This window comes from Arthrobacter sp. B0316-1-20 (assembly GCF_059091865.1).
Map to the genome: position 1 here is coordinate 1 of NZ_JBNHHC010000008.1, position 11,902 is coordinate 11,902.

An 11,902-nucleotide genomic window follows, 5' to 3' on the forward strand; every position below is an offset into this window, starting at 1 on the left:
TGCCGAGCACCCGCACGCTGCCCAGCAGCCGAAGACCTTCGAAATCACCCAGGTCGCCCAGTAGCGCCGGCCACCACTAGAAACTTAATTCAAGGAGCATCGTGGCTGAAGAGCTGAACACCGCTGCTGAGGGCGAAACCCTCACCAGCTACACCTCGGAATCATCCGAGGTCACCGAGACCGCCAAGAAGGAACGCCCCGCCCTCACCGTAGGCGGAGGCGCCGTGGGTCGCCGCAAGCAGGCTATCGCCCGCGTACGTCTGGTTCCGGGTGCCGGCAACTGGACCATCAACGGCCGTGAGCTGGCGAACTACTTCCCGAACAAGCTGCACCAGCAGGAAGTGAACGATCCGTTCAAGATCCTGGATTTGGAAGGCGCGTACGACGTCATCGCCCGCATCCACGGCGGCGGCCCCTCCGGCCAGGCCGGTGCGCTGCGCCTGGGCGTTGCCCGTGCGCTGAACGAGATCGACCGCGAGAACAACCGCCCGACCCTGAAGAAGGCCGGTTTCCTCACCCGCGACGCACGCATCATCGAGCGCAAGAAGGCAGGCCTCAAGAAGGCCCGCAAGGCGCCGCAGTACTCGAAGCGCTAAACCGCTTCCGAAGCTTCTGCTTCCACGCGAGGTCCCGCAGCATGGCTGCGGGGCCTCACGTGTGTTTAAGCGGCTGTTGCGAGGGGGCGGGCGTAGGGGTGTAAGGCCGCTTGCGGCGGGGTCAGAGGCCAAAACAGGGCGCAGCATGCGTCCGCCGGCGGTCGGTGAACCGGCTCCTTGGTGCGCTGCCGTAAAATGGGTCGCGATGTCTAGATTATTTGGTACCGACGGAGTCCGCGGACTGGCCAACGGATTGATCACTGCAGAGCTGGCGCTCGAGGTCGCGCAGGCGGCCGCAGTGGTCCTTGGCCACCGGCAAGTTGAAGACGGCAAGCGCCCGACGGCGGTGATCGCCCGCGACCCGCGCGCCAGCGGCGAGTTCATCAGCGCCGCCGTGGAGGCCGGCCTCGCCAGTGCGGGCGTCGATGTCTACGACGCCGGGGTGCTGCCCACCCCTGCGGCCGCTTACCTGGTGGGGGACCTGGCGGCCGACTTTGGCGTGATGATTTCCGCCTCGCACAATCCGGCCCCGGATAACGGCATCAAGTTTTTCGCCCGCGGCGGGCACAAGCTGCCGGACGAGGTCGAGGACGCGATCGAGCAGGAGATGGCGCAGCCGCGCGTCCGGCCCACGGGCGTGGAGATCGGACGTATCCAGCGTTTCGCAGATGCGGAAGACCGCTACATCCTGCACCTGCTGCAGACCCTGCCTTCCCGCCTGGAGGGCCTGAAGGTGGTTCTCGACTGCGCGCACGGGGCGGCCAGCGGCTGCTCGCCGGAGGTTTTCCGCGCCGCCGGTGCTGACATTGTGGTGATGGGTGCCGAGCCGGACGGGCTGAACATCAACGACGGCGTGGGGTCCACCCACCTGGAGAAGCTGCAGGCAGCCGTGGTCGAACACGGCGCCGACCTGGGCATTGCCCACGACGGTGACGCCGACCGCTGCCTGGCCGTGGACGAGCGCGGCGACGTCGTGGACGGCGACCAGATCATGACCATCCTGGCGCTGGCCCTGCGCGACGCCGGCCGGCTCAAGGACGATGTCCTGGTCGCCACGGTCATGAGCAACCTCGGCATGAAGCTGGCCCTGCAGGATGCCGGCATCCGCATCCAGGAAACCGCCGTGGGCGACCGGTACGTGCTGGAATGCATGCGCGCCCACGGATACTCGCTGGGCGGCGAACAGTCCGGGCACGTGATCTTCTCGGAGTACGCGACCACCGGCGACGGCGTCCTGACCGGGCTGCAGTTGGCCGCACAGGTGGCCAAGTCCGGCAAGCCCCTCTCGGAGCTGTCGCAGCGGATGGTCCGGCTTCCCCAGGTCCTGATCAACGTCAAGGACGTGGACAAGTCGGGGGTCGAAACCAACCAGCCCCTCCAGCAGGCCGTGGCGGCCGCGTCCGCCGCGCTGGGCGGGACCGGACGGGTGCTGCTGCGCCCCTCCGGCACCGAGCCGGTCGTGCGCGTGATGGTCGAAGCCGCTGACATGGAAACCGCCCAGGCAACCGCCGAGGAGCTGGCCCGGACCGTGAAGGCGCACCTGTCGCTGGAGGCGGCCGCCGCCGAGTAGGGGCGCCGCCGCAGACTGGGCGGGCGGGAAGCCGGTCCGGCGGCCGGCGGACCTGCCGGGACCCAAGGACCGCGTGCGGAGCAGCCCTCAGCGCCGGGCCTTCACCAGCACCACCTCGTAGCTGTCCGCCGTCGGCGGGTTCCCGGTGTCGAACTTCGCGTTCACGACGGCGAGTCGGCGGCCGAACAGCGCGGCGGTGGTCGGGGTCTGGAAAGCGTCACTGGTGATCACGGACCGGACCTCCCCGGAGTCAATCCGGCGGTCCAGCCTGATCACGCTGATCTGGTTGTCCATGTTTTGGACCGCCCAAAGCCAGCGGCCCTTCAGCACCAACCCGTCGACGTTGGGGAGGCTGACGCCGGAGATTTCGGCGCTGGCACCGGTTTCCGGGTTCACGGTGTACAGCGCAGCGTTGGCCGAGTGGGCCACAATCAGCTGCCGCCCGTGGTCGGCCGCCACTATGCCGTTCAGGTTGAACGCCGCGGGGGTTTCCGCGGCAGGGCCGCTCAGTTGCAATGTCCGCGGGCTGCCCAGCTGCCCGCGGTGACCGACCGGCACGAAGTACAGCTCGCCTTCGCGCGAGTTCGTAAACCAGGCGCCGCCCCGGCCAAGGGTTACGTCGTTGATGAAGGAGCTGGCGGGGTCGTTCAACTGGAACTCGGCCACAGGTTCCGCGGTCCGGGTGTTGTAAACATAGGCCTTGCCGGTAGGTCCGCCGGCCACGAAGAGCAGGTTCCGCCGCGTGTCGGCAGCCATGCCGACGGCGAACCGGCCGTCCGGTGCGTCGATGAACTTCTCGGCGGTGCCCCGCCGTACGTCGCCACGGAAGATGTCGCCCGCCAGCAGGTCGCCGGCGTAGAAGGTGCTGCCCCGGCCGGCGGCGATGCCCTCCGCGGACGTCGCGTCCGGCAGGTCGATGATTCGGTCCGTACACTCCGGTGACGAGCCGTGGGTGCCGGAGACAACGTGGCCGGCGGTAGCCGGCAGCCCCGTCAGCATCAGGGCGACGGCGGTCAGCAGGGCGGCGGCACATCGTGCCGCCAGGGAAAGGGGGAGGTGGGGTCGCATGGAGGTTCACCTGATTCTTGCGCGATGGTGTCGGGAGTTCCCTCCAGCAGGCTCCCGATGGTGATGCTCATAGCGTACGCCGGGCCGGCGGAAACGTCAGGCCCTCCCGGAGGCGGTGCCCAAACGGCCCGCAGCGGCGGTCGCGGCCGGCTTCCGGACATCTTCCTTACGCCTGGTTGCGTGCCTGCAGTGCGTCGCGGATCTCGGTGAGCAGCGCGACCTGAGGGTCGACGGCCTCTTCTTCCTTGTTGATTCCCAGGCGGCGGTTGCGCCGCTCGATCATGTGGTTCATTGGTGCCACGATGACGAAGTAGATCGCCGAGGCGATGAGCAGGAAGTTCACGATGGCGGTCAGCAGGACGCCGAACGCGACGTCGTTTCCGTTGAAGTTCCAGAGCAGGAAACTGTCGAAATTCGGCGAGCCGACCAACCCGGCGATGAACGGCATCAGCACGCTGTTGACCAAGGCGTTGACCACGCTCCCGAAGGCCCCGCCGATGATTACGGCCACGGCAAGGTCAATGACGTTGCCCTTCATTATGAACTCTTTGAATCCGTTTATCATGTGGCCAATGTAGCGCCTCGGGGCAGGGACCTGGGGTCGCGGGGGCAGGGACGCGAGGCCGCCGCGGGCAGGGAAAGGAGGCCGCCGCCGGGATGAGGAAGCCGCAGGATGGGCGCGGCTGCGACCGCTCACGAATAGCGGGCGGCTCCGGGTAACCCGAAGTATTCCTCGAGCGTCTCGATGCCCCGTTTGGCCATGTCCGCGGCCACCTTCTTTCCCACGTAGCGCAGGTGCCAGGGTTCCGGCGAATAACCGGTCATGGCCTCGGCGCCGGGCCGGTAGCGGATGATGAATCCGAAGCGTGCGGCGTTGTGGGCCGCCCAGTTGCCCGCCGCCGTCTCGGCGAAACACTGCTGCAGGTTGCAGATCCCGGTGGCGTCGCCGATGTCCAGGGACAGCCCGGTCTGGTGCTCCGAATAACCGGGCCGCGCCGAAATCATGTCCGCGGCGGCCTCGCTGCCGTGTTGCCGGACCCAGTGGTTGTAGGTGCTGGCCTGCGTCGCGTAGGACCGGAACCCGCTGATCATGATCATGAACGCGCCGTCGGCGGCGGCCGCGTTGAACATGTCCTCGGTGGCAGTTGCCACAGCGTCCCGCAGCAGCGCCGATTCCCCGCCCGCGCTCAGGGCCACCGCCGGCTGGCGCAGGTCTCCGGGGTAGTAGTCCAAGGGATCGAGCGGACGGGCCTTGTTGACGACGACGGCGATGCTCGCCGGATCTGTGTGGTCCTCCCCGGCGGCCGCGGCGCCGTCCTTCTTGCCGCCGCCCGCGCCGTCCTTCTGGCCGCCGCCCGAGGCCCCGCCCTTGCTTCCGCCGTCCTTCTGGCCGCCGCCGGTGGCATCGCCGTCATTCTTTGGAGCCTTCGGGCTCTGTTCGGGGACCGGAAGGGACGTGGTTCCCTCGTCCGGGGTCGGCGCCGGTGCGGTCGGTGCGGCCGTCGTCGTGCCGGCGGACGCGGCGGGGGGCGGAGCGGTTTCCCCCGCCGGGGCGCAACCGGTGAGCAGGGCCAGCGCGGCGGCCAGGCCGGCTGCGAGCACCGGCGCCCTCAGAACGGCCATGTCAGGTTTTCCGCAGCAGCATTCTGCGGATCGAGTGGTCCGCGTCCTTGGTGAGCACCAGCTGTGCCCGCCCGCGTGTCGGCAGCACGTTCTCCCTCAGGTTCGGTTCGTTGATCCGCCGCCAGATGCCCAGGGCCGTCTCGGTGGCCTCCTCGTCCGTGAGCGAGGCGTAGCGGTGGAAATAGGATTCCGGATCCGTAAAGGACGTCCGCCGCAGTTTATGGAAACGGTTGACGTACCACTGCTCAATATAGGACGTCTTGGCATCCACATAAATGGAGAAGTCGAAGAAATCGCTCAGCGCCAGCCCGGTGCGTCCGTCCGCCCGCGGGCGCGCCGGAGCCAGGACGTTCAGGCCCTCCACAATCAACACATCCGGACGGTGGACCACCACTTCCTTGTCCGGCACGATGTCGTAGGTCAGGTGCGAATACCAGGGCGCATGCACTTCCTCTGCCCCGGACTTCACCTCGGACACGAAGCGCAGCAGCGCCCGCTGGTCGTAGGACTCGGGGAAGCCCTTGCGTTCCATCAGCCCGCGCCGCGCCAGTTCGGCGTTGGGGTAGAGGAAACCGTCGGTGGTGACCAGCTCCACGTTCGGGGTGTCCGGCCAGCGCCGCAGCATCTCGCGCAGCACGCGGGCCGTGGTGGATTTCCCGACGGCGACCGATCCGGCCACGCCGATCACGAATGGTGTGCGGCGGCTGGTTTCGCCCAGGAAGGTGGTGGTGGCCTTGTGCAGCTCGCCGGCCGCGCCCACATACAGGTTGAGCAGCCGGGAGAGCGGCAGGTAGACCTCGCGGACCTCGTCCAGGTTCAGGGCATCGCCCAGGCCCCGGAGCCGCTCGATATCGTCCTGGTCCAGGGGCTGTTCAATCTCGTTGGACAACCGGGACCAGGTCTGCCGGTCCAGCTCCACGAATGGTGTGAAGTTACTCTCACCGTTGGACGCCGTCGTCTTCGGTGTCGCATCAGTCACCTATGAATTGTGCCTGCTGCGGGATTCAAATCCCAAAAGGCGCCCCGCTGCGGCGCGGCGGATTGCCCCGTCCCGCCTTCGCAGCGGCCGCCGGGATGGCGTGCGGAACCCTCTGTCGGTGACGGTCCCGCGGGCAGGTACCCTTAATCCCATGTGTGGAATCGTAGGTTATGTTGGCCGCCGCGACGGCGGGGCCGGAGTCAGCGCTGCTGATCACAGCGCCCTGGACGTCGTTCTCGAGGGCCTTCGCCGCCTGGAATACCGCGGTTACGATTCCGCGGGAGTGGCAGTCATCTCCAGCTCCGGGATCGAGGCGCGGAAGAAGTCGGGCAAGCTGAGTAATCTGCTGGACGAGCTCGAGTCCGCCCCGCTGCCCGAGTCGCTGACCGGCATCGGCCACACCCGCTGGGCCACGCACGGCGGCCCCACCGACGAAAACGCGCACCCGCACCTGGCCGACGGCGACAAGCTCGCCGTGATCCACAATGGCATCATCGAGAACTTCGCCGAGATCCGTGCCTCCATGCTGGCCAAGGGCCACACGTTCCGTTCGGAAACGGACACCGAGGTGGCAGCGGTGCTGCTCGGAGACCTCTACCGGTCTCTGGTTGCGGAGGATCCCGCTACCGCGACCCTGGCCAAGGCCATGCAGCTCGCCTGCCAGCGGCTGGAGGGCGCCTTCACCCTGCTGGCCATCCACCAGGACCAGCCCGACGTCGTCGTGGCCGCACGCCGTAACTCGCCGCTCGTCGTCGGACTGGGCGAGGGCGAGAACTTCCTGGGCTCCGACGTCTCCGGCTTCATCGACTTCACCCGCCGCGCCGTGGAGCTGGAGCAGGACCAGATCGTGACCATTACCCCCGACTCCTTCGAGATCACCGACTTCTTCGGCAACGCCGCCCAGGGCACCGAATTCGAGGTGAACTGGGATGCGGCCGCCGCGGAGAAGGGTGGCTACCCGTCCTTCATGGAGAAGGAAATCAACGACCAGCCCGAGGCGGTCGGCCAGACCCTGCTGGGCCGCTCGGACCTGCACGGCAGGCTGACCCTGGACGAGCTGCGGATCGACCCGGAGCTGCTCAAGACCGCCAACAAGATCATCGTGCTGGCCTGCGGCACATCGGCCTATGCCGGCCAGGTGGCGAAGTACGCGATCGAGCACTGGTGCCGCATCCCGGTGGAGGTCGAACTCTCGCACGAGTTCCGTTACCGTGACCCGATCGTGGACGCCAACACCCTGATTGTGGCCATCTCCCAGTCCGGCGAGACCATGGACACCCTGATGGCCGTCCGGTACGCCAAGGAGCAGGGAGCCAAGGTCCTCGCGATCTGCAACACCAACGGTTCGACCATCCCGCGCGAGGCCGACGCCGTGCTGTACACCCACGCCGGACCCGAGATCGCCGTCGCCTCGACCAAGGCCTTCCTGGCGCAGATCACCGCAGCCTACCTGCTGGGCCTCTACCTGGCGCAGCTGCGCGGGAACAAGTTCCAGGGCGAGATCAAGGACATCCTGGCCGACCTGGGCAAGATCCCGGCGAAGATCCAGAGCGTGCTGGACAACGCCAAGGACATCAAGGACCTGGCCGTGCTCATGGCCGAGAGCAAGTCGGTGCTGTTCCTGGGCCGGCACGTCGGCTTCCCCGTCGCCATGGAGGGCGCGCTGAAGCTTAAGGAGCTGGCCTACATCCACGCCGAAGGCTTCGCCGCAGGCGAGCTCAAGCACGGGCCGATCGCCCTGATCGAGGAAGGCCAGCCGGTCTTCGTGGTGGTACCTTCGCCGCGCGGCCGCAACTCGCTGCACGCCAAGGTCGTCTCGAACATCCAGGAAATCCGCGCCCGCGGCGCCAAGACCATTGTCATCGCCGAGGAAGGCGACGTCTCCGTCAAGGACTTCGCCGAGTTCGTCTTCTACGTTCCCGAGACGCCGACGCTGCTGGCTCCGCTGCTCACCACGGTCCCGCTGCAGATCTTCGCCTTGGCACTGGCGACGGCCAAGGGCTACGACGTGGACCAGCCGCGCAACCTGGCCAAGAGCGTCACCGTCGAGTAGCAGGCAGTTGGCAGGCATGTCCACCCGGTTACTCTTCGCGGCGCCCCGGTCTCCGTACAACAGGATCGGGGCCTGCTCCGTTCCCAGACGTCCCGTCCGCGCCCGGCACGCGGCGCTCCGGCGTCGTGTCCGGCTGCTGTCCGTGCCGCCCGTGCGGTGCACCCTGATTTCCACCGGGGAGCCGGTCCTGGCTCCGCGGTGCGCCCGCTCGCCGTGGTCGGTTCGGGCGGGAGCCGAAGAATGATCGTGGGCATCGGCGTGGACGTGGTGGAAGTTTCCCGGTTCCGCCGGCAGTTGCAGCGCACCCCGGCCTTGCTGGAGCGACTGTTTACGCCCGCGGAACGCGAGCTCACTACCCGGTCCTTGGCCGCCCGCTTCGCCGCCAAGGAAGCGATCGCCAAGGCACTGGGGGCTCCGGCCGGCATGAACTGGCAGGACTGCACCATCTGTGTCGACGCGGGGGGAGACCCCTACCCGGAATTCACCGGCACCGTCGCCGCGGCGTCCGCGGCCAGGGGCGTGAAGTTCTGGCACCTGTCCATGAGCCACGACGGCGACCTGGCAACAGCCATGGCGGTCGCCGAGAAGTAGCGGCCGGCAGGGCGCGCGTTGGGCCCGGGCTAACGTTCCACCCGATAGTGCAGGTACACGACGCCGTTGCCGAAGCGGCGCTCGTCCAGCAGTTCGAGCCCGACTCTCAGGTCCTCCGCCAGAAAGCGCTTCCCGCCGCCCACCACGACCGGGGAGACGAAAAACAGGCATTCATCGACCAGTCCCGCCGCGAAGGCGTGGCCGGCCAGGTCGGGCCCGCTGATGCTCAGGTCCGCCGCTGCCGAGGCCTTCAGGCGCCGCACCGCCTCCGGCTCGAATTCCCGCTCGATCCGGGTTCGGGCGCTTGAAACCGTCTGCAGGGTCCGGGAATAGACCACTTTGTCCTTCCGCAGCCACGACTCCGCGAAGGTCCGCTCGACCGGGGAAACCTCCGGGCCGGCGGGCACGGTTTCCCAGACGGCCATCACCTCGTACATGCGCCGGCCGAAGAGATAGGTGCCCACCCGTCCTTCCAGGTCGTTGACGAAGGAATGCACCTCATCGTCGGGAACGCTCCAGTCGAAGTTGCCGTCCCGGTCGGCAATGTAGCCGTCCAGCGACATGATTGCGGAATACAGCAGCTGTGCCACGATGACTCCTGGGCTATTGGGCAGGGCGGGGGAGCGTCCGCCCATTGTTCCCCAACCTTGCGCATCGGCGGAAGGCCGGGGCTGTCGTTCCGGCTCGCTGCGCTGTTCCGGATCGCTGTGCTGTGCCGGCTCACTCCGCCGTCGCGATCGCCGTTGGGGGACCGGTGCCCGGCCCTGTTCCGGGCAACGCGTGCGATGTATCCTGACAGCCGGCGCCCGCCGCTCGCCGCACAGTGAGGGGGAAGAGCCGTGCCAGCATCGGAGCAGTACGCCAGCGTCCGCTACCTCGTGGACGACGTCGGGGCGGCCGTGGACTTCTACACCGGTCATTTCGGCTTCACCGTCAACATGCGCTCGCCCGCCTTCGCCGACCTGACGCGGGGGCCGCTGCGGCTGTTGCTCTCCGGGCCGGCAAGCTCGGGGGCGCGCGCGACCCCACCGGATTATGCGGCCGCCGGGCGCAACCGCATCCACCTGGTCGTGCAAGACCTGGACGCGGAGATCGACCGGCTGCGCGGGGCGGGACTGTCGTTCCGCAGCGAAGTGGTTGCCGGTCCCGGCGGACGTCAGATACTGCTCGCCGACCCGGCTGGAAATCTGGTGGAACTGTTCCAGCCCGCAGGGCAGGGGGCAGGGTAACGGCGCCCGTCTTCAGCTGCCGCCCAGGCTTTTGACGTACGCATACGCCTCGTCAACGACGCTGAGCCACTGTTGCCCGGCAGCCGACGCGTCGCCGGCCGCCGACGCGTCGTCGGCGATCGCCGGGAAGGCCACCCATTCCTTCATCGTCCGGCGTCCCATCGTGACCGGTTCCGCCGCCCCGGAAGCAACAAACTCTTCCGCGCGCTGCCGCGGAACCTTCACGATCAGCCGGCCGCCGTGGCCGAGGAACGCGAAGATCTTTCCGGCCACCCTCAGCCCGTCACTGCGGAACATGGTGCCGCGTTCGACCAGCGGGTCATCCGCAAACCGGCGGGCGAGAGTCTCCAGCAGGACGAGACCCTGGTCGCCGTCTGATGGGGAGGCAGGCGTCATGGCTTCGTCCCGGCGTCAGGCCCGGATGAAGATGGCGGATGCGGCCGCGGATTCGACCATGAGGTCGCTCATGCCGACCACCACGTACCAGTACTTGAGTCCCCGGACGGCGCCCGTGTCCACGAACCTTTCGGGATTGCCGCGGCGGCGGTGCACGCGCCGGAGGGCTCCCGCCTGCGAGGGAATGAACGCCGCCGCGGCGCCGTCGGACTCCCAGCGGTAGATGGCATAGTGCCTCGGCAACGTCCCGCTCGTCGCCCCCCGCCAGACGAGTTCGACGCCGGTTCCGTTCCACCGGGCGCTGACGATTAGCGGCGAGTAGGGTCGCTGGGCGCCCAGGTGGGACATCACCGGGGTCATCGCCACGCGCCGGTAGAACTTGTCATGGACGAGGCCGATGCCGCCCAGCCGATTGGCCCGGACGGACTTGGCGGAGAAGTAAACCTGGCCGCGCACCGCCGGCGTGGCCCGGCACTTCGCTGTGTGGTTGTAGAGCTCGCGGGGGTCCTGCCAGTCGGCCCCCTGGGCGGGGTCGCCCACTTTGTAGGCCGCCTCGCCGATGTAGAGCTTGCAGACCGTGCCGCCCACCTGGGCCGCCCACCAATTGACCAGCGTGTTGTAATCGGCAGCCGGGTTCCCCTGGTGCCAGTACAGCTGCGGGACCACGTAGTCCAGCCAGCCTTGTTTGACCCAGAGCCGGGAGTCGGCGTACGTGGCGTCGTAGCTCTGCAGGCCGGAGGTGGCGGACCCCAAGCTGTCGGTCGATCGGTTGCGCCAGATGCCGAAGGGGCTGATGCCGAACAGCATCCGCGGTTTGGCCGCGAAGATCGCGGCGCTGAGGTCGCGGACGAAAGCATTGACGCTGCGCCGCCGGAAGTCCGCCACGCTCTCGCCGGCCAGCCGGTAGGCATCGTAGGCAGCGGAGTCCGGGATGGTTTGCCCGGCGACCGGGTAGGGATAGAAGTAGTCGTCGAGGTGGACGCCGTCCACGTCGTACTTGGCAACGACTTCGGTGATCACCTTGATGATGAAGCTGCGGACGGCGGGGATGCCGGGGTTGTAATAGCGCCGGCCGCCGTAGGCGAAGCTCCAGCCCGGGTTTTTCCGCGCCGGATGCCAGGAAATCAGGTCCGCCGGGTCCGCCGTCATGGACACGCGGAACGGGTTGAACCAGGCATGCAAATGCAGGTTGCGGGCATGCGCCTGGCCGATCGCGTAGGCCAGCGGATCGTACCCGGGATTCCTTCCCTGGGTGCCGGTCAGGTAGCGGGACCACGGCTCTCCCGCCGTCGACGGCCAAAAGACGTCTGCTGCGGGACGGACCTGCAGCAGCACGGCGTTGAGGTTTCGGCTGCGGGCAAGGTCCAGCCAGCTGCGCAGTTCGGCCTGCTGAACGGCCGCCGACAGGCCGGGGCGCGACGGCCAATCGATGTTCAGCACGGTGGAGAGCCAGAAGCCACGGAACTCGTGCTTGGGCGCGTCCGTGACCCGCGCCCGTTCACGGGCGGTAATGCGGTAGACCCGGTTAATGTCAGCCGCCGCGAGGCTGACCTCCAGCGGACCGCCGTGGGTCGTTGCCGCGCGGGAGAGGCTGCCGCCCAACAGGCCCGCCGCGCCGAGCACGGTGAGGGCGGTCGCCGTCGTGAAGTGGCGCCGGGAGACAGCGCCTGTGGAACCGGAACCGCTGCCAGTCATGGCCAGCCCTGCCTCACGGGAACCTGATGGTAGCTCAACGATACGCCTGCATTCGTGCCGCCGACAGTGGCGGAAACCGTGATGCCAACAGCGGCAGAGACC

General features: G+C 68.0%; 12 protein-coding genes and 1 pseudogene. 6 read left to right on the top strand and 7 right to left on the bottom strand.

Annotation, left to right across the window (positions count from 1 at the left end):
* The 3 genes and pseudogenes from AC5RW2_RS14760 to glmM form a co-directional block, all read left to right on the top strand.
* A pseudogene (locus tag AC5RW2_RS14760) lies at positions 1-64 on the top strand (50S ribosomal protein L13); the annotation flags it as partial.
* A 37-nt stretch (positions 65-101) separates the two neighbouring features.
* Positions 102-596: a 30S ribosomal protein S9 gene (gene rpsI, locus AC5RW2_RS14765; protein ID WP_493979144.1), complete on the top strand. Its 495-nt coding sequence runs from the start codon at positions 102-104 to the stop codon at positions 594-596.
* A 205-nt stretch (positions 597-801) separates the two neighbouring features.
* Entirely contained in the window at positions 802-2,166 is a 1,365-nt protein-coding gene (glmM, locus tag AC5RW2_RS14770; protein WP_494074091.1) for a phosphoglucosamine mutase, read from the top strand.
* 87 nt (positions 2,167-2,253) lie between these two features.
* On the opposite strand, the gene AC5RW2_RS14775 is transcribed toward glmM, so the two are convergent.
* From AC5RW2_RS14775 to coaA, 4 genes are all read right to left on the bottom strand, one after another.
* Positions 2,254-3,234, bottom strand: coding sequence for an SMP-30/gluconolactonase/LRE family protein (locus tag AC5RW2_RS14775; protein ID WP_494074092.1), 981 nt, complete (start codon positions 3,232-3,234; stop codon positions 2,254-2,256).
* A gap of 166 nt (positions 3,235-3,400) precedes the next feature.
* Positions 3,401-3,799 (bottom strand): large conductance mechanosensitive channel protein MscL, encoded by a 399-nt coding sequence (gene mscL, locus AC5RW2_RS14780; RefSeq protein WP_494022525.1) that lies wholly within the window; start codon positions 3,797-3,799, stop codon positions 3,401-3,403.
* A 128-nt stretch (positions 3,800-3,927) separates the two neighbouring features.
* A complete protein-coding gene (locus AC5RW2_RS14785; protein WP_494074093.1) occupies positions 3,928-4,857 on the bottom strand; it encodes a M15 family metallopeptidase in 930 nt (309 codons plus the stop codon).
* A 1-nt stretch (position 4,858) separates the two neighbouring features.
* Positions 4,859-5,836 carry a type I pantothenate kinase gene (gene coaA, locus AC5RW2_RS14790; RefSeq protein ID WP_494000427.1) on the bottom strand — a complete coding sequence of 326 codons (978 nt, stop codon included), beginning with the start codon at positions 5,834-5,836 and terminating at the stop codon, positions 4,859-4,861.
* A gap of 151 nt (positions 5,837-5,987) precedes the next feature.
* Here coaA and glmS point away from each other — a divergent pair, with 151 nt between their 5' ends.
* Both glmS and AC5RW2_RS14800 read left to right on the top strand, forming a co-directional pair.
* Positions 5,988-7,889: a glutamine--fructose-6-phosphate transaminase (isomerizing) gene (glmS, locus tag AC5RW2_RS14795; RefSeq protein WP_494000426.1), complete on the top strand. Its 1,902-nt coding sequence runs from the start codon at positions 5,988-5,990 to the stop codon at positions 7,887-7,889.
* A 240-nt stretch (positions 7,890-8,129) separates the two neighbouring features.
* Positions 8,130-8,480, top strand: a complete 351-nt coding sequence (locus AC5RW2_RS14800; protein WP_494022527.1) for a holo-ACP synthase — start codon at positions 8,130-8,132, stop codon at positions 8,478-8,480.
* 29 nt (positions 8,481-8,509) lie between these two features.
* Here AC5RW2_RS14800 and AC5RW2_RS14805 read toward each other — a convergent pair whose 3' ends face one another.
* Positions 8,510-9,070 (bottom strand): dihydrofolate reductase family protein, encoded by a 561-nt coding sequence (locus AC5RW2_RS14805; protein WP_494074094.1) that lies wholly within the window; start codon positions 9,068-9,070, stop codon positions 8,510-8,512.
* 249 nt (positions 9,071-9,319) lie between these two features.
* On the opposite strand from AC5RW2_RS14805, the gene AC5RW2_RS14810 reads away from it, so the two are divergent.
* Positions 9,320-9,709, top strand: coding sequence for a VOC family protein (locus AC5RW2_RS14810; protein WP_494074095.1), 390 nt, complete (start codon positions 9,320-9,322; stop codon positions 9,707-9,709).
* Positions 9,710-9,721: 12 nt separating this feature from the next.
* Here AC5RW2_RS14810 and AC5RW2_RS14815 read toward each other — a convergent pair whose 3' ends face one another.
* Together AC5RW2_RS14815 and AC5RW2_RS14820 are read right to left on the bottom strand one after the other, a co-directional pair.
* Positions 9,722-10,105, bottom strand: a complete 384-nt coding sequence (locus AC5RW2_RS14815) for a hypothetical protein (RefSeq protein WP_494074096.1) — start codon at positions 10,103-10,105, stop codon at positions 9,722-9,724.
* A 15-nt stretch (positions 10,106-10,120) separates the two neighbouring features.
* Positions 10,121-11,800: a glycoside hydrolase family 10-like protein gene (locus AC5RW2_RS14820; protein WP_494074097.1), complete on the bottom strand. Its 1,680-nt coding sequence runs from the start codon at positions 11,798-11,800 to the stop codon at positions 10,121-10,123.
* Positions 11,801-11,902: the final 102 nt, after the last annotated feature.

What these genes read in the sequence shown, in the direction of transcription:
- AC5RW2_RS14820 (WP_494074097.1), bottom strand. Translation starts at nt 11,800, where the DNA reads ATGACTGGCAGCGGTTCCGGTTCCACAGGCGCTGTCTCCCGGCGCCAC.
- AC5RW2_RS14815 (WP_494074096.1), bottom strand. Translation starts at nt 10,105, where the DNA reads ATGACGCCTGCCTCCCCATCAGACGGCGACCAGGGTCTCGTCCTGCTG.
- mscL (WP_494022525.1), bottom strand. Translation starts at nt 3,799, where the DNA reads ATGATAAACGGATTCAAAGAGTTCATAATGAAGGGCAACGTCATTGAC.
- glmS (WP_494000426.1), top strand. Translation starts at nt 5,988, where the DNA reads ATGTGTGGAATCGTAGGTTATGTTGGCCGCCGCGACGGCGGGGCCGGA.
- AC5RW2_RS14775 (WP_494074092.1), bottom strand. Translation starts at nt 3,234, where the DNA reads ATGCGACCCCACCTCCCCCTTTCCCTGGCGGCACGATGTGCCGCCGCC.
- AC5RW2_RS14800 (WP_494022527.1), top strand. Translation starts at nt 8,130, where the DNA reads ATGATCGTGGGCATCGGCGTGGACGTGGTGGAAGTTTCCCGGTTCCGC.
- glmM (WP_494074091.1), top strand. Translation starts at nt 802, where the DNA reads ATGTCTAGATTATTTGGTACCGACGGAGTCCGCGGACTGGCCAACGGA.
- AC5RW2_RS14785 (WP_494074093.1), bottom strand. Translation starts at nt 4,857, where the DNA reads ATGGCCGTTCTGAGGGCGCCGGTGCTCGCAGCCGGCCTGGCCGCCGCG.